The sequence below is a fragment of the Labedaea rhizosphaerae genome (assembly GCF_004362825.1).
GTDB lineage: Bacteria > Actinomycetota > Actinomycetes > Mycobacteriales > Pseudonocardiaceae > Labedaea > Labedaea rhizosphaerae.
Genome location: NZ_SNXZ01000007.1, coordinates 146093 through 165448, shown reverse-complemented (window position 1 = coordinate 165448; position 19356 = coordinate 146093). Strand labels below are relative to the sequence as shown.

Annotated in this window: 1 protein-coding gene; it reads right to left on the bottom strand. The window is 73.5% G+C overall.

Annotated elements, in window-relative coordinates; genetic code table 11:
- Positions 1 to 13 precede the first annotated feature (13 nt).
- A complete protein-coding gene (locus EV186_RS40260; protein ID WP_481808315.1) occupies positions 14 to 19309 on the bottom strand; it encodes a type I polyketide synthase in 19296 nt (6431 codons plus the stop codon).
- Positions 19310 to 19356: the final 47 nt, after the last annotated feature.

The window sequence follows — 19356 nt, the reverse complement described above, 5'->3', positions numbered from 1 at the left end:
CAAGAACTCCCCATCAGGACTTGCCGAACTCGTTTTGGATGATCTCGAAGAGATCGTCTGCGCTGGCCGTGCCCAGTTCGTCGGCCGCAGCGGCCGCACCGGCCCGCTTGCCGTCCACAGTGGACATGAGTTGGTCCAGGCGCGTCGCGATCGTGGCCAGCTCGGCCGAGCCGGGCGTGAGCGCGGCCAGCGCCGCCTCGAACTTCTCCAGCGTGACGATCGCCGTGACCTCGTCAGACGGGCACAGCTCGCCGCGCAACAGCTCCGCGACGGCGGCGGGCGTCGGGTGGTCGAACACCAGGCTCGCGGGCAGCGTGAGCCCGGTCGCCGCCGTGAGCGCGTTGCGCAACTCGACCGCGGTGAGCGAGGTCAGCCCCAGCTCGCGGAACGGGCGGTCCACGTCGAGCACGGCGCCGGCCCGGTGACCGAGCACAGCGGCGGACCGCTCGCGGACGACGTCGAGCACGATCCGCTGCTGTTCCGCGGCGGGCGCGGCGGCGAGGTGATCACGCAAGCTCACTTCAGGGGCCGAAGTGGCGTCGACGAGCTCCACGAGCGACGGGTTCGGCCGTGCGGCGGTGAGGCTCGGGGCCAGCGCGGCCCAGTCGAGGTCGGCGACCGCGATGACCGTCTCGCCCCCGTCGACGGCACGGCCCAGTGCGGACAGCGCCGCGGCCGGTGCCATCGGGGTGACGCCGGCCTTGCCGGTGCCGGTCATGCCGTCGGCCCACGGTCCGAACGCCACCGCAGTCGCAGGCCGGCCCTGGGCCCGGCGCCGCTGCGCCAAGGCGTCGAGGTGGGCGTTGGCGGCCGCGTAGTTGGCCTGGCCCGGGTTGCCGAGCACCCCGGCGAACGAGGAGAACAGCACGAACGCTTCGGCCTCCGGAAGCAGCTCGTCGAGGACGTCCGCCGCGTCGGCCTTGGCCCGCAGGACGTCGGCGAGCTGTTCCTGGGTCAGCGTGCCGATCGTGCTGTCCGCGAGGGTGCCCGCCGCGTGCACGACCGCGGTCACCGGGTGCTCGCTCAGCAACGCGGCCAAGGCGTCCCGGTCGGCGGCGTCGCACGCGACGACCTCCGCCTCGGTGCCCACTGCGGCCAGTTCGGCGACCAGTTCGGTGGCGCCAGGCGCATCCGGGCCGCGCCGCGAGACGAGCAGCAGACGTGGCGCGCCCCGCTCGGCCAGCCAGCGGGCGACGTGCCGGCCGAGCGCGCCGGTGCCACCGGTGATCAGCGTGGTGCCTTCCGGCCGCCAGGGTTCGGCCGCGGCGGCTTGGGTGGCCCGGGTGGCTCGGGTGGTGGCTCTGCGCAGGCGCCGGCCGAACACGCCGTCGGCGCGGATCGCGACCTGGTCCTCGGTGCCGCCCAGCACGGCGGCCAACCGGTCGCCCGAATGCTGGTCGAGCGTCGGCGGGAGATCGACCAAGCCGCCCCAGCGGTCGGGGTGCTCCAGCGCGGCAACCCGGCCGAAGCCCCAGAACCGTGCCTGCACCGGGTCCGGGCAGTCGGCGACGGCGCCCCGGGTGACACACCACAGCGGCGCACCCAGGTCGGCCTGCACGAGGGCAAGCACCGCGTCCAGCGGTTGGTCCACGGCGAGTACGCCGACGACGTCGGTGGTGACGCCCTGCAACCGTTCGGCCAGTACCGCGCGGTCCGCCGTGCCGTCGACCGTGACGATGTCGATCCCGGCTCGGGTCATCGCGTCGGCCACGTCCCCGGGCGGCCCGACCAGCAGCCAGGTGCCGGTGAGCACCGGCGCCTCCGGCTCGGGCAGCCGCGCCCAGCCCACCTGGTAGCGCCAGCCCTCGGCCGGGTCGCGGACGGTCGTGCTGGTCGTGACGTCGGGCCAGAAGCGTTCCTCCTGGAAGGGGTAGGTGGGCAGCGGGGTGAACCGGGCGCCCCAGCCCGCGAAGACCTCGGCCCACCGCGGCTTGGCACCACGGACGTAGGCCTCGGCGAGCGCACGCAGGACCGCCTCGGTCTCGTCGCGATCGCCGCGCAGGGCCGGCACGGCACCGTCGACGAACGCGGACAACACGCCGTCCGGGCCGAGTTCGAGGACGGTCGCGACGTTCTCGGCGCGCAGCCGCTCCACACCGTCGGCGAACCGCACGGTGGCGCGAACCTGCTGGACCCAGTGGGCCGGGTCGGTCACGTCGGCCCCCACGACCGGGATGCGGGGCCGCTCGTAGCTCAGGGACTGCGCGACCGCGGCGAACTCGGCGAGCATCGGCTCCATCAGCCGCGAGTGGAACGCGTGCGAGACGGTCAGCCGCTTGTGCCGGCGTCCGGGCCAGGTCCGCGCCAGCGCGTCGATCTCGTCCTCGGTGCCGGAGACGACCAGCGAGGTCGCGCTGTTGATCGCCGCGATGTCGATGCCCGCCGGCACCTCGTCCTCGGTCGCCTCGACCGCGAGCATCGCGCCGCCCGACGGCAACGCCTGCATCAACCGGCCGCGCGCGGCGACCAGGGTGCACGCGTCGTCGAGGGACAGCACACCCGCCACGTGGGCGGCCGCCAGCTCGCCGATCGAGTGACCGAGCAGGAAGTCCGGCGTGATCCCCCACGACTCCAGCAGCCGGAACAAGGCCACTTCCAGCGCGAACAGCGCGGTTTGTGCGTACTGCGTCTGGTTCAGCAGACCGGTGTCCTCGAACATCACCGTCTTGAGTGGACGGTCCAGCGTCGTGTCGATCCGGGCGCACACGGCGTCCATGGCGTCCGCGAAGACCGGGAACGCCGCGTGCAACGCAGCACCCATGCCGACTCGTTGCGCGCCCTGCCCGGTGAACAGGAACGCCGTCCGCCCACCGGGCACGACCGAGCCCCGCGCGATCTCGGCACCCGCCAGCAGGACCGCCCGGTGCGGCAGGCCCGAACGCGAAGTCGCCAGCGTCCAGCCGATGTCCACGGCGGAGCCGTCGGCCGGGAGGTCGATCGCCCGCAGCGCCTGCTCCGATGCCGCGGACAGCGGCCACGGCACCAGACCGTCGTACGTGGACGGCGGCTTCGCCTCGGCAGGGGTGTGCTCGATGATCACGTGGGCATTGGTGCCGCTGATGCCGAACGCCGACACGCCCGCGCGCCGCGGCGCGCCGGTGACCGGCCACGGCCGGTTCTCCCCCACCGGCTCGACCGCGCCGGCGGCCCAGTCGACGTGGCCGGTCCGCTCGCCCAGGTGCAGGCTGGCGGGCACCACGCCGTGCCGCATGGCCAGCACCATCTTCATCACGCCGGCCACCCCCGCGGCGGCCTGCGTGTGCCCGATGTTGGACTTCACCGAACCGAGCCACAACGGCTCACCAGTGCGGTCGTTGCCGTAGGTGGCGAGCAACGCCTGCGCCTCGATCGGGTCGCCCAGCTCGGTGCCGGTGCCGTGCGCCTCGACCGCGTCCACTTCGGACGGACGAAGCCCCGCCGCGGCCAACGCACGCTGGATCACCCGTTGCTGCGACGGGCCGCTCGGCGCGGTCAGCCCGTTGGACGCGCCGTCGGAGTTGACCGCGCTGCCCCGGACCACGGCCAGGACCTCGTGGCCGTTGCGCCGGGCATCGGAAAGCCGTTCCAGCAGCAGTACGCCGACGCCCTCGCCCCAGCCGGTGCCGTCGGCGTCGGCCGAGAACGGCTTGCAGCGGCCGTCGGCGGCGAGACCGCCCTGCTTGTCGAACTCGACGAACGCGTTCGTGGTGGCCATGACGGTCGCGCCGCCGGCCAGGGCCAGCGTGCACTCGCCGCTGCGCAACGCTTGCGCGGCCAGGTGCACGGCCACCAGCGACGACGAGCACGCCGTGTCGACGGTGACCGCCGGGCCTTCCAGCCCGAACGTGTAGGCGACGCGCCCGGAGAGCACGGCGGCGGCGTTGCCGGTGCCCACGTGCCCGTCCGCTTCGTCGGCCTGGACGGCGAGGGTGAGGTAGTCCTGGCCGTTGGTGCCCGCGAAGACACCGGTCTGGCTGCCACGCACCGAGGTCGGGTCGATCCCGGCGCGTTCGAACGCCTCCCAGCACACCTGCAGCAGCAGGCGTTGCTGCGGGTCCATGCCCAGCGCCTCGCGTGGGGAGATGCCGAACAACGCGGCGTCGAAGTCCGCCGCCCCGGCCAGGAACCCGCCCCGCCGCGCGAACGGCACGTCGGCCGGGAGGTCCCAGCCGCGGTCGGCCGGGAAGTCGCCGATGGCGTCCACACCACCCGAGATGAGCGCCCAGAACTCCTCGGGACCGCGGACTCCGCCGGGGAACCGGCAGCTCATGGCCACGATGGCGATGGCGTCGTCCGGTTCGCGGGTCACGATCGGCGCGTCGTCGACCGTGGTCGTGCCGGACAGTTCGCCCTGCAGGTAGGCCGCGACGGCGGCGGGTGACGGGTGGTCGAACACCAGGCTGGCGGGCAACCGCAGGCCGGTGGCGGCACCGAGCCGGTTGCGCAACTCCACGGCGGTGAGCGAGTCGAACCCGATGTCCCGGAACGCCTTCGCGGAATCCACCGCGGCCGAGGAGGCGTGCCCGAGCACCGCGGCGGCGGTGGCGCGCACCAGCTCCTCCAACTCGGCCACGGTGTGGCCCACCGGCGCGGTGTCCACTGTGGACGGCTGGTGCAGCTCGGCCAGCAGGGGGCTCGGCCGGGCGGCGGTGAAGCCCTCGCCGAAGCGGTCCCAGTCGACGTCGGCGACGGCAACGACCGGCTCGCCCTGACCGCCCTGATCCACGGCGGCGCCGAGCGCGGCGAGGGCCAGGTCGGGGTTCATCGGTGGCATGCCGGCGCGGCGCATGCGACGCGCGGCCACCTCGTCGGCCATGCCGGCGTCGGCCCACGGGCCCCACGCGATCGAGGTGGCGGGCAGCCCGGCGGCGGCGCGTGCTTCGGCGAGGGCGTCGAGGTAGGCGTTGGCGGCGGCGTAGTTGGCCTGACCGGGGTTGCCGATCGTGCCGGTGATCGAGGAGAACAGCACGAACGCCGTCAGGTCGCGGTCGCGGGTCAGCTCGTCCAGGTTGCGTGCCGCGGTGGCCTTGGCCCGCAGCACCGTGGCGAACCGGTCCGGGGTGAGCGCGCCGATCACGCCGTCGTCCAGCACGCCGGCGACGTGCAACACGGCGGTCAGGCCCGGGATGCCGTCGATGACCTCGGCCAGGGCGTCGCGGTCGGCGGCGTCGCAGGCGAGCACGGTGGCGCCGAGTTCGACTGCCAGCTCCGCAGCGCCGGGGGCGTCCGGGCCACGGCGGCTGAGCAGCACGAGGTGTTCGGCGCCGCGGGCCGCCACCCAGCGCGCGACCCGGGCGCCGAGTGCGCCGGTGCCGCCGGTGATCAGGACCGTGCCGCTCGGCCGCCACGGTGTGCCACCCGTGCGGTGCGGCGCGCGACGCAGACGCCGGGCGAACACCCCGGTGTCGCGCACGGCGACCTGGTCCTCGGCGCCCGCCAGGACGGCCACGAGACGCGCGGCGGCCCGGTGGTCCAGCGTCGTCGGGAGGTCGACCAGCCCGCCCCACCAGTCGGGGTGCTCCAGCGCGGCGACCCGGCCGAAGCCCCACAGCATCGCCTGCTCGGGATCAGTGATGGGGTCCGCACGGCCGGTGGACACCGCACCACGGGTGACACACCAGAGCGGCACACCCGGCGCGGCCTGGGTCAGGACGACGGTTCCGGCGAGATCGAGCGTCGACACGATCCCGGCGAGGTTGCCGGGCAATTCGGCGCCGTCGAACTCGACCACCTCGGCACCGCCGGCCCGCAACGCCGCGGCGACCTCGGGGTCGGAACCGGCGACGGCCCAGGTCCCGGACAGGCTCGCGGCCGGCGGCGTGACCGGACGCCAGGCGACGGTGTAGCGCCAGCCATCCACAGTGGACGCCTCGCGCCGGCCGCGGTGCCAGGAGGACAACGCGGGCACGACCGCGGTGAGGGCATCCGCGTCGAGGTTGAGGGTGTCGGCCAGGCCGGTGAGGTCGCCGGCCTCAATGGCCTGCCAGAAGCCGGCGTCACTGGTGGCGGTGGTGTCGGCGGGCGCGGGTGCGTCCACCCAGAACCGTTCGCGCTGGAAGGCGTAGGTGGGCAGGTCGATCCGGCGGCCGCCGGGCAGCAGCCGTGGCCAGTCCACCGGAACACCCCGCGTCCAGGCGGTGCCGACGGCGGCCAGGAGCGCCTCGGCTTCGTCGCGGTCGCGGCGCAGCACCGGGATCGCGTCCTCGACGTGGGCACTCAGCGCGCCGTCGGGGCCGAGTTCGACGAAGGTGCTGACGTCCTGCTCGCGCAACCACTCGACACCTTCGGCGAACCGCACGGTGGCGCGCACCTGGCGCACCCAGTAGGCCGGATCCGTGACGTCACCGGTCATCGCGATGCGCGGCTCGTGGTAGGTCAGCGAGTCGGCGACGGTCGCGAACGCGTCGAGCATCGGCTCCATCAGCCGCGAGTGGAACGCGTGCGACACCGACAGCTGCTTGACCCGCCGACCCTCGGCTCGCCAGGTCGCCTCCAGCGCCGCGAGCTCGTCCTCGGTCCCCGACACCACCAGGGAGGTCGGGCTGTTGATCGCGGCGATGTCGAGGCCGTCGGGCACGTCCGCCTCGGTGGCGTCGGCGGCCAGCATCGCCCCGCCGGACGGCAGGGCCTGCATCAACCGGCCGCGCGCCGCCACCAACGTGCAGGCGTCGTCGAGGGACAACACGCCCGCGACGTGCGCGGCGGCGAGTTCACCGATCGAGTGCCCGAGCAGGAAGTCCGGGGTCATGCCCCACGACTCCAGCAACCGGAACACCGACACTTCCAACGCGAACAACGCAGCCTGCGCGCCTTCGGTCTGGTTCAGCAAAGCTTCGTCGTCCCAGGGAATCCGGAGCCGGGATGCGATGTCATCCCACGCGGCCGCGAACACCGGGTAGGCCGTGTACAGCTCCCGGCCCATCCCGACCCGCTGCGAACCCTGACCGGTGAACAGGAACGCGACCTTGCCCGGCGTGACGACACCCTCGACGCGGCGCTCCCCCACCAGCACCGCGCGGTGCTCGAGCGCGGCCCGGCCGGTGGCCAGCGAGAACGCCACGTCGAGCGGATGGCCGGACACCTCGGCCAGCCGGTCGAGCTGCGCCGCCAACGCGGTGCGGCTGCCCGCCGAGACGACCCATGGCAGTGGGCCGGGCGCATCGGCGGGTTCCGGCTCTGGGGCTGGCGAAGCTTCTTCGAGCACGGCATGGGCGTTCGTGCCGCTGATCCCGAAGGACGACACGCCCGCCCGTCGTGGCCGCTCGCCCGCTCGCCACGGCCGCGCCTCGGTCAGCAGCTCGACCGCGCCCGCGGTCCAGTCGACGTGCGGCGACGGCGCGTCCACGTGCAACGTCTTCGGCAGCAGCCCGTGCCGCAGGGCCATGACCATCTTGATCACGCCGCCGACGCCCGCCGCCGCCTGGGTGTGCCCGATGTTCGACTTGAGGGAGCCCAGCCACAGCGGTTCGCCGGTGCGGTCGGCCCCGTAGGTGGCCAGCACGGCCTGCGCCTCGATCGGGTCGCCGAGCGTGGTGCCGGTGCCGTGCGCCTCGACGACGTCCACATCGGACGGTGCCAGGCGCGCGTCGCGCAAGGCCTGCCGGATCACGCGTTCCTGCGACGGACCGCTCGGTGCCGTCAGGCCGTTGGACGCGCCGTCAGAGTTCACGGCGGTGCCGCGCACGACGGCGAGCACGGGGTGACCGTTGCGGCGGGCGTCGGAGAGCCGTTCGACCAGCAGCACGCCCGCGCCCTCGGACCACGCCACCCCGTCGGCCGCGGCGGCGAAGGACTTGCTGCGACCGTCGGCCGCGATCCCACGCTGCCTGCTGAAGTCGACGAAGGTGTCCGGGCGCGCCATCACGGTGACGCCGCCGACCAATGCCATCGCGCACTCGCCCGACCGCAGCGACCGGACCGCCCAGTGCAGCGCCACCAGCGACGACGAGCAGGCGGTGTCGACGGTGACGGCCGGGCCCTCCAGCCCGAAGGTGTAGGCGACCCGGCCGGAGACCACGCTCGCGGCCGTGCCCGTGCCCAGGTAGCCCTCGGCGTCCTCCGGCACGGCAGCCATGCTGGCGGCGTAGTCGTGGTACATGACGCCGGCGAACACGCCGGTCCTGCTGCCGCGCAACGACGTCGGGTCCATGCCCGCCCGCTCGAACGCCTCCCAGGACAGCTCCAGCAGCAGCCGCTGCTGCGGGTCCATGGCGATGGCCTCACGGGGCGAGATGCCGAAGAACGCGGCGTCGAAGCGGTCCGCGTCGTGCAGGAAGCCGCCTTCGCGGGTGTAACTGGTGCCGGGGTGGTCGGGGTCGGGGTGGTAGAGCCCGTCGAGGTCCCAGCCGCGGTTGGCCGGGAACTCGGTGATGCCTTCGCGTGCGTCGAACACCAAGTCCCACAAGGCTTCCGGGCTGTCCACGCCGCCCGGGTAGCGGCAGCTCATGGCCACGATGGCGATCGGGTCGCCGTCCGTCGTCTGGTGCGCGGGTTCCACCGCGGCGGGCGCGGTCCTGCCCGTCAGCTCGGCGAGCAGGTGCTCGGCGAGGGCGTCCGGGTTGGGGTAGCTGAAGATCAGCGTGGCCGGGAGGGTCAGGCCGGTGGCCGCGCCGATCCGGTTGCGCAGCTCCACGGCGAGCAGCGAGTCGAAGCCCAGTTCGGCGAACGACCGGCGGGAGTCGACCGCGCCGGCCGACGAGTGCCCGAGCACGTCGGCCACCTGGGTGCGGACCAGTTCGCCGAGCGCCTTGGCGTCCCGGACCGGCTCGGCGCTCGCGGCGACCGCGCGGCGGCGAGCCGGACGGACCATGCCACGCACCATGGCGCGCAACAGGGCGGGCACCGGCTCGCGCCGGGTGAGCGCCGACAGGTCGGCCAGCATCGGCAGTACGTGCGGCCGGTCCGCGGCCAGCGCCTGGTCGAGCAGGGCGAGCCCGGTGTCGGCCGACAGCGCGCCGCCGAGCCGGTTCCGGGCGTCGTCGCTCAGGTTCTCGGCCATGCCGACCGCCCACAGGCCCCAGCCCAGCGCGGTCGCGAGCAGTCCGGCCGCGCGGCGGTGCGCGGCGAGGCCGTCGAGCACGGCGTTGGCGGCGGCGTACGCGGCCTGCCCACCGGTGCCGAACGTGGCCGACGCCGAGGAGAACAGCACGAACGCGGTCAGCGGCCGCTCGCGGGTCAACTCGTGCAACGCGAGCGCGGAGTCCACCTTGGCCCGCAGCACGGCGTCGACCCGGTCCGGGGTGAGGCGCTCGAGCACCCCGTCGTCGAGCACCCCGGCGGCGTGGACCACAGCCGTCAGATCCGGGATGGCGTCGACGACAGCGGTCAACGCGTCCCGGTCGGTGACGTCACAGGCGAGCACGGTCACGTCGAGCTCGGGCACGTCGAGTTCGGCCGCCAGCTCCGCGGCGCCGGGGGCGTCGAGGCCGCGCCTGCTGACCAGGACGAGGCGCCGGACGCCGGGCCGCGTCGCCAGGTGGCGGGCGACCCGGGCGCCGAGCGCGCCGGTGCCGCCGGTGATCAGGACGGTGCCTTCGAGGTTCGCCGTCGAACTGGTCGAACCGGTTGATTCTGTCGACGCGGTGCGGACGAGCCGGGGCGCGCGGAGCACGCCGTCGCGCAGCGCCAGATCGGGTTCGTCGTCGGCCAGCAGGAGCGGGCCGTCGCCGTCGAGCACGGTGATCCGGCCGGGGTGCTCGGTGCGAGCCGAGCGGACCAGGCCGGTGATGGCGGCGCCCGCGAGATCGGGCACGTCCTCGTCCGGGCGGACGGCGACCGCGCCGCTCGTACGGACGACCAGCCGGCCGGTCGGCTCGGCCAGCCACGACTGGATGGCGGCCAATGCCTCCCGAACACGGCCGCGAACGCCGTCAGGATCGGTCGTGGGGGTGGCACGGAAGTCGGCCACGGTGACGTCGTCGGCCGCAGCCACGGCGGGCACCTCGACCCAGTCCACTGTGTACAGCGCGCCGTCCGGGCGGTCGAGCCGGTCGGGCAGCGGACGCAGGGTCAGCGAGGCGATCTCGACGACTGGCAGGCCGGCCCCGTCACAGACCAGGACCGCGTACTCGTCGGGGCCGAGCCGGGTGAGCCGGGCCCGCACCGCGGTGGCCCCGGTGGCGTGCAACGTCACGCCGGACCACGCGAACGGCAGGCGGGCGCCGTCGGTGACCAGGCCGATGGCGTGCAGGACGGCGTCCAGCAACGCCGGGTGCAGGCCGAACTCGCCGGCGTCGGGCACCGACGCCTCGGCGTACACGGTGTCGCCGTCGCGCCAGGCGGCGGTGAGGCCTTGGAAGGCCGGGCCGTAGTCGAGACCACGGCCGGCGAGGTCGGCGTAGCAGCGGTCGCAGTCGAGCGGCTCGGCGTCCGGCGGCCAGGCGGAGAGCCGGTCGGCGGTCATCGTGTCGCGGTCGGACACCGTTCCGGTGGCGTGCAAGGTCCACGGCGCGTCGGAGCCGGCGGGGCGCGCGTGGACCTCGATGCGATGGTCGGCGGTCACGCGCAACTGGACGGCGACGGGCTCGGTCACCGCGAGCGGGGCGGCCAAGGTCAGCTCGTCGAGGCCCGGGTGGCCCGCCCGCAACGCGAGGTCGACGAAGGCCGTGCCCGGCACCAGCACCGTGCCCGCGACGCGGTGGTCGGCGAGCCATGGCTGCGCGGCGAGGCTGAGCGTGCCGGTGAGCAGCGTGTCGCCACCGGCCAGCACGACCGGCTCACCGAGCAGCGGCTGACGGGTGGCCGGCCAGTACCGCTCACGCTGGAACGGGTACGTCGGCAACTCGACGGTCCGGGCGTCCCAGGTCGCGAAGACCGCTGCCCAGTCGACCTCGGTACCCGTGACCCAGGCGCCGCCGACCGCGCGGAACAGGGTCGCGAGCTCGTCGCGTCCGCGCCGGAGCACGGGGGCGGCCGTGTCCACGTGGGCCGACAGGATCGCGTCGGGGCCCAGCTCCAGGAACGTCGTCACGTTGTCGTCGCGCAACCGGCGCACACCGTCGGCGAACCGGACGGTCTCGCGGACCTGGTGCACCCAGTAGGCCGGATCGGTGACGTCCCCGCCCACGATCGGGATGCGCGGCGGCCGGTAGGTGAGCGTGCGGGCGACGGCGCCGAACTCGGCCAGCATCGGGTCCATGCGGTGCGAGTGGAACGCGTGCGACACCACGAGGCGCTTGACACGCTTGCCTTGCGCGCGCCACGTGGTCTCCAGCGCGGTGATCTCGTCGTCGTCCCCGGACACGACGATCGCGGTCGGTCCGTTGATCGCCGCGATGTCGATGCCCGCCGGGACCTCGTCCTCGGTCGCCTCGACCGCGAGCATCGCGCCGCCCGGCGCCAATGCCTGCATGAGGCGACCACGCGCGGCCACGAGCGTGCACGCGTCCTCGATGGACAGCACCTCCGCGACGTGCGCGGCGGCCAGTTCGCCGATCGAGTGGCCCAGTAGGAAGTCCGGCGTGACGCCCCACGACTCCAGCAACCGGAACAAGGCCACTTCGAGCGCGAAGAGGGCCGCCTGCGTGTACTGGGTCTGGTCCAGCAGCGGCGAGTCGCCGAACACCACCGACTTCAGCGGCTCGTCCAGTTCGGCGTCCAGGTGCGCGCAGACCAGGTCGAACGCGTCGGCGAACACCGGGAACGCCGCGTACAGCTCGCGTCCCATCCCGGCTCGCTGCGCGCCCTGACCGGTGAACAGGAACGCCGTGCGCCCCTCGTCCACCTCGCCGCGCACCTCGTCCGGGAACAACACCGCCCGGTGGGGCAAGGCGGCACGCGTGGTGGCCAGCGACAGCGCCACGTCCACGGGGCGGGCACCGGTTTCCCACGAGGTGAGCTGGTCGATCCGGCCGCGCAACGCCGCCGGGCTGTGCGCCGCGACCACCCACGGCACCACTGGCACCTCGGTGGGCGGCACCTCGGTGGCCGGCTCCGGGGCCGGATCAAGCGAAGGTGCTTCTTCGATGATGGTGTGGGCGTTCGTGCCGCTGATCCCGAACGACGAAATCCCGGCCCGGCGCGGGGTTTCCCGCCGCGGCCACGGCGTCGTCTCGGTCAGCAACGACACCGCACCCGACGCCCAGTCCACATGCCGGCTGGGCTCGTCGACGTGCAGGGTCTTGGGCAGGGTGTCGTGCCGCAGGGCCATGACCATCTTGATCACACCGGCCACGCCCGACGCGGCTTGCGCGTGCCCGATGTTCGACTTGACCGCACCTAGCCACAGTGGACGGTCCCGCTCCTGACCGTACGTGGCCAACAGTGCCGTGGCCTCGATCGGATCACCCAGGGCGGTACCAGTGCCGTGGGCCTCGACCACGTCCACATCGGACGGTGCAAGACCCGCGGTGGCCAGTGCAGCGGAGATGACCCGCTGCTGCGACGGGCCATTCGGCGCGGTCAAGCCGTTCGACGCACCATCGGAATTGACCGCCGAACCCTTCACCACAGCCAACACCCGGTGACCATTACGCCGAGCATCCGACAGCCGCTCCACCAAGAGCATGCCCACACCCTCGGCCCAGCCGGTCCCGTCAGCCGCTTGCGCGAACGGCTTGCACCGGCCGTCCGCGGCCAACCCGCCCTGACGAGCGAACTCGCGGAAACCGGACTGCGTGGCCAAAACCGCGACACCACCGGCCAATGCCAGATCGCATTCGCCGCGGTGCAGGGCCTGGACCGCCCAGTGCAACGCGACGAGCGACGACGAGCACGCCGTGTCCACGGTGACCGCGGGCCCTTCGAGCCCGAACGTGTACGCGACCCGGCCGGAGACGACGCTGTTCGCGGTCCCGGTCAGGTAGTGGCCCTCGGCCTCGCCCGCCAGCAGGGTGCCGTACTCCGAGTTGGACGCGCCGACGAAAACGCCGGTCCTGCTGCCCCGCAACGACAGCGGGTCGATCCCGGCGCGCTCCACGACCTCCCAGGACGCCTCCAGCACGACGCGCTGCTGCGGGTCCATGGCGAGCGCTTCCCGTGGCGACACCCCGAACAAGCCGGCGTCGAACGTCGTGGCGTCGTCGAGGAAACCGCCGACCGGGGCGTAGTCGCCGTCGAGGTCCCAGCCGCGGCCGGCGGGGAACTCGGCCATGGCGTCCACCCCGGACACGACCAGCTGCCACAGGTCCTCGGGCGAGGCCACCCCGCCGGGATAACGGCAGCTCATCGCCACGATGGCGATCGGCTCGTCCGCGACCGCGGCGGGTGCGGTCGGCCGTGCCTGCTCAGGGGCGCCGAGCAAGTGCGTGGCCAGGTGATCGGCCAGGGCATCGGCGGTCGGGTGGTCGAACACGAGCGTGGTCGGCAGAGCCAGGCCGGTGGCCGCGGTGAGCCGGTTGCGCAACTCGACCGCGGTGAGCGAGTCGAAGCCGAGGTCCTTGAACGGGCGGGTCCGCTCGACGGCCGCGCTGTCGGTGTGCCCGAGCACGGCGGCGGCCTCGGCCCGGACCAGCTCACCGAGGGCGCGACGGCGTTCGGCGGCGGGAAGGGCGTCGAGGCGGCGGGCGAGGTCGGTCGAGGTCGCGGCCGGTTCGCCGACATCGGTCAGCTCGTCGGTCAGCTCGCCGAGCAGCGGGCTGGGCCGGGCCGAGGTGAACAGGGGGACGAACCGGGCCCAGTCGACGTCGGCGATCGTCACGTACGTCTCGTCGTGATCCACGGCGTGGCTGAGCGCGGCGATCGCGAGGTTCGGCGCCAGCGCGGTCAAGCCGCGGCGGCGCAGGTAGTCGTGCCGGTCGTCCGCGGCGGCCATGCCCGCGCCCGCCCACGGGCCCCACGCGACGGCGGTGGCGTGCTGCCCGCGCGCGCGGCGGCGCTGGGCCAGGGCGTCCAGGTGTGCGTTGGCCGCGGCGTAGGCCGCCTGGCCGCCGCTGCCCCAGGTCCCGGCGATCGAGGAGAACAGGATGAACGCCTCGGCTTCGGGCAGCAGCGCGTCGAGGTTGTCCGCGCCGATCGCCTTGCCGTGCAGCACGGCCGCGAGTTCGTCGGCGGTCAGCTGCTCGATGGGAGTCGTGCTCTCGATCCCGGCGGCGTGCACCACGGCCGTGACCGGGTGCTCGGCCAGCACCGCGGCCAGCGCGTCCCGGTCGGCCACGTCGCAGGCGACCACCACGGTGTCCACGCCGAAGTCGGGCACGGTCGCGCCCGAGCCACGACGGCTGAGCAGCACGAGCTTCTCGGCACCGCGCTCGACCAGCCACCGCGCGACCTCGATGCCCAGCGCGCCGGTACCGCCGGTCACCAGCACCGCGCCGGACGGCGTCCACTCGGGCGCCTTGGCCGGCTGCGGGGCACGGCGCAAGCGGCGGGCGTACACGCCGGAGTCGCGGACGGCAACCTGGTCTTCGTCGCCGGTCAGCGCCGATACCAGCCGGGTCCCGGCCCGGTCGTCCAGGTGCTCGGGCAGGTCGAGGAGCCCGCCCCAGCGGTGCGGCAGTTCCAGGGCCGCAACCCGGCCGAAACCCCACAGCTGCGCGGCCTTCGGATCCACGAACGCGTCGGCACGGCCGACGGACACCGCGCCCCGGGTGACCGCCCAGACCCGCGCGCCGAGGTCGGCCCGCACCAGGGTCGTGGTGCCTTCGAGGTCGAGCAGGGAGATGATCCCGGCCCACTCTCCCGGCACCGGACCGTCGGAGTGCACGACGTCCGCGCCCGCGGTTTCCAGTGCGGCAACAACATCCGGGCCGTCGCCGACCACGAGCCAGGAACCGGTGAGCGTCGCCGACCGGTCCCGCACGGGCGTCCAGCCGACCCGGTACCGCCAGGACTCCACAGTGGACTTTGCCTGCCGGTCCCGTCGCCACGCCGACAACTCGGGCAGCACGGCGGCCAGTTCGGTGCCCAGGGCTTCGGTGTCCTCGGCGTCGACCGCGGCCCAGAACTCCGCGTCCGCCCCCTCGGCCGCGCGAGCCTCGGGCCGCAACCAGAACCGCCGGCGCTGGAACGCATACGTCGGCAGCGCGATCCGCCGCCCGCCAGGCAGCAACCGCGCCCAGTCGACGTCCGCGCCCCGCGTCCAGGCACTGGCGACGGCGGTGAGCAGCGTCTCGGCCTCGTCGCGGTCGCGGCGCAGCACCGCGGCGGCGTTCGGCACGTGCACCGACAAGGCCGGGTCCGGGCCGAGTTCGAGGAACGTCGTGACGTTGTCGTCGACCAGCCGCTGGACGCCGTCGGCGAACCGGACGGTGTCCCGGACCTGCCGCACCCAGTACGCCGGATCGGTGACCTCGCCGAACATCGGGATCCGCGGCTCGTGGTAGGTCAACGACTCCGCCACGACCGCGAACTCGTCGAGCATTGGTTCCATCAACTTGGAGTGGAACGCGTGCGACACCGTCAGCGGCTTGACCCGCCGACCCGCCGCTCGCCAGTTCTCCTCCAGCGCCGCGATCTCGGCTTCGGTCCCGGAGACGACCAGCGAGGTGGCACTGTTGACCGCCGCGATGTCAATGCCCTCGGGCACATCCGCTTCCGTGCCCTCGACCGCCAGCATCGTCCCACCCGGCGGCAACGCCTGCATCAACCGGCCCCGCGCCGCCACCAGCGTGCACGCGTCCTCGAGCGACAACACCCCGGCCACATGTGCTGCCGAGATCTCCCCGATCGAGTGCCCCAGCAGGTGATCCGGCGTGACACCCCAGGACTCCAGCAACCGGAAGAGCGCGACCTCCAGCGCGAACAACGCCGCCTGCGCGCCCTCGGTCTGGTTCAGTGATTCCGCGTCGTCCCAAGGAATCCGCACCCGCGACGCGATCTCGTCCCACGCCGCCGCGAACACCGCGTACCGGGCGTACAACTCCCGGCCCATGCTGACGCGCTGCGCACCCTGACCGGTGAACAGGAACGCCAGCTTGCCCGGGGTGGCCACGCCCTCGACCACCTTCGAGCCCAGCACGACGGCCCGGTGCTCCAGGGTGGCCCGAGTCGTCGCCAACGAGAAGCCGACGTCAAGCGGGGACGCGTCCAGTTCGCGGACCTGCGATACCTGCTCCCGCAACGCTTCCGCCGACCGGGCCGACAGCACCCACGGCACAGGCCCACGCACGTCCGGCGCGGGTGCGACGACGGGCGCGGGTGGCGCCTGTTCGAGGATGGTGTGGGCGTTGGTGCCGCTGATCCCGAACGACGACACGGCCGCCCGCCGCGGCCGATCCGACCGCCACTCCCGCTGCTCGGTCAGCAGCGACACCGCACCCGACGCCCAGTCCACGTGCGGAGACGGCGCATCGACGTGCAGCGTCTTCGGCAGGACGCCGTGGTGCAACGCCATGACCATCTTGATCACGCCACCGACCCCGGCCGCGGCCTGGGTGTGCCCGAGGTTCGACTTCAACGACCCCAGCCACAACGGGCGATCCCGGTCCTGGCCGTAGGTCGCGAGCACCGCCTGGGCTTCGATCGGGTCACCCAGCCGGGTCGCGGTGCCGTGCGCCTCCACGACGTCCACTTCGGACGGTGTGAGGCCGGCGTCGGCCAGCGCCGCGCGGATGACCCGCTGCTGCGACGGCCCATTCGGCGCTGTGAGGCCGTTGGACGCGCCGTCGGAGTTGATCGCGGAGCCGCGCACGACGGCGAGCACGTCGTGGCCGTGCCTGCGCGCCTCGGACAACCGTTCCACCAGCAGCACGCCGACGCCTTCGGACCAGCCGGTGCCGTCGGCGTCCGCCGCGAACGACCGGCAGCGCCCGTCCGGGGCCAGGCCGCGCTGCCTGCTGAACTCGGTGAAGATGCCCGGCGTCGCCATCAGGGTGGCGCCTCCGGCCAGGGCCATCGTGCACTCACCGGACCGCAGCGCCCGCACTGCCAAGTGCAGCGCGACCAGCGACGACGAGCACGCCGTGTCCACGGTCATGGCCGGGCCTTCGAGCCCGAAGGTGTAGGCGAGCCGGCCGGACGCGACGCTGGTGGTCGTGCCGGTGAGGACGTGCCCTTCGACCTCGTCGGGCAGGGCCGCGCCGATGGCGTAGTGCGAACTGGACACACCCATGAACACGCCGGCCTGGCGGCCACGCAACGACAGCGGGTCGATACCGGCCCGCTCCAGCGTCTCCCAGGTCGTCTCCAGCAGCAGCCGCTGTTGCGGGTCCATGGCCAGCGCCTCGCGGGGCGAGATGCCGAACAATTCGGCGTCGAACTCCCCCGCGTCGTGCACGAAGCCGCCCTCGTGGGCGGTCGACGTGCCGGGGCGGGTGGGATCGTCGAACAGCGCGTCGAGGTCCCAGCCGCGGTCGGTGGGGAACGCGCCGATGGCGTCGGTGCCGGACGCGACCAGCTGCCAGAGGTCCTCCGGCGAGCGCACGCCACCGGGGAAACGGCAGCCCATGCCGATGATCACGACCGGGTCGTCCTCGATGGGGACCATGAGAGCTGGTCCACTGTGGACGATCTCGGTCCCGCCCAGTTCGGCACGCAGGAACGCGACGAGCGCGGCCGGGGTGGGGTGGTCGAACACGACCGTGGCCGGCAGCTTCAGCCCGGTGGCGGCGGTGAGCCGGTTGCGCAGCTCGACCGACGTCAGCGAGTCGAACCCGAGGTCCCGGAACGCCTTCGTCGGCTCGATCGCACCCGTCGAGCCGTGGCCGAGCACGGCCGCGACCTCGGTCAGCAGCAGGTCGGTGAGGCTGCGTTCGTCCGTGACCGGCAGTGCGGCCCGGGCAGCAGCGGCACGGCGGACCGGCGACTTGACCAGGGAACGCAGGATCGGCGGCACGTCGTCGCGACCGCGCAGGTCGAGCCGCATCGGCACCAGGTGCGGATGCCCGCTGGCGATCGCGCGGTCGAACAACGCCAGACCGTCCTGTGTGGCCAGTGCGGTGCCGGTGCGGTCCAGGCGCGCCCGGTCGACGTCGCCGAGCGCGGCGCTGATGGTGCTGGTCTCGGCCCACAACCCCCAGCCGAGGGACACCGCGGGCAAACCGCGGGCCCGGCGGTGCTGGGCGAGGGCGTCGAGCACGGCATTGGCGGCGGCGTAGTTGGCCTGCCCGGCTGTGCCGAGGGTCGCGGCCGCGGAGGAGTACACCACGAACAGGGCGAGGTCGTCGGTCAGCTCGTGCAACGCCAGGGCGGCCTCGGCCTTCGGCGCGAACACCGCGTCGAGCCGGTCCGCGGTGAGGGAGTCGAGCACGCCGTCGTCGAGCACCCCGGCCGCGTGCACGACGCCGGTCAGATTGGGAATGGTGGCCAGCAACCCGGCGAGCTCGCCACGGTCGGCGACGTCACACGCCACGACCCGGACGTCGGCGTCCAGCTCGGGTCCCGCATCCAACTCGGGGACAGGGCCGCCGCTGCGGCTGGCCAGCACGAGGTGCCGCACGCCGTGCCGCGCGACGAGGTGCTGGGCCAGCAACCGCCCCAGGGTGCCGGTGCCACCGGTGATCAGGACCGTGCCGTCGGCGTCGAGTGCGCGCGGGATGGTGAAGACGTTCTTGCCGATGTGCTTGCCCTGCCCGAGGTGACGCAGTGCGGTCTGGGCGTCGCGCACGTCCCACGACCGGACCGGCAGCAGCGTGAGCGCACCGGCGGCGAACAGGTCCAGCAGGTCGGCGAGCATCTGCTGGACCCGGTCCGGTCCGGCCTCGAACAGGTCGAACGCGTGGTACGCAACATCTTCCGGTTCGCGCAGGTCGGCCTTGCCCATCTCGACGAACCGGCCACCCGGCTTCAACAAGCCCAGCGACGCGTCGATGAACTCGCCGGTCAGGGAGTTGAGCACGAGGTCGACCGCGGGGAAGCGTGCCGCGAAGCCCGGTTCGCGCGACGACGCCAGGTGATCGGCGGCCAGACCGGTCGCCGCCCACTTGGCCGGGCTCGCGGTCCCATACACCTCCGCACCGAGGTGACGGGCCAGCTGTACCGCCGCCATGCCGACGCCACCAGCGGCGGCGTGGATCAACACGGACTCACCAGGTTGGACGCGACCAAGATCGACCAAGCCGTAGTAGGCCGTCAGGAAAACCACGGGCATCGACGCCGCGTCGGTGAACGACCAGCCGTCCGGGATCAGGGCCAGCATCCGCCGGTCCGCGACCGCGACCGGGCCGAAGCTGCCGGGTACCAAACCGAAGACGCGGTCGCCGGGCACCAAGTCGGTCACGCCGTCGCCGACGGCCGTGACCACGCCGGCGGCTTCGGAGCCGAGCTGGACGTCCGGGTTGGGGTAGGTGCCGAGGGCGATCAGCACGTCGCGGAAGTTGATGCCGGCCGAACGGACCTCGATCCGCACGTGACCGGCCGGCAGCGGCTCGTCGGTCTCGACCACGCGGACGCTGTCGAGGGCGCCGTCACCGCCGGGCTCGAGGTGCCAGCTCGGGGCATCGGGCACGGTCAGCATCGGCCGGGACGTGGCGCGGACCAGCCGTGGCACCAGGATCGCGCCGT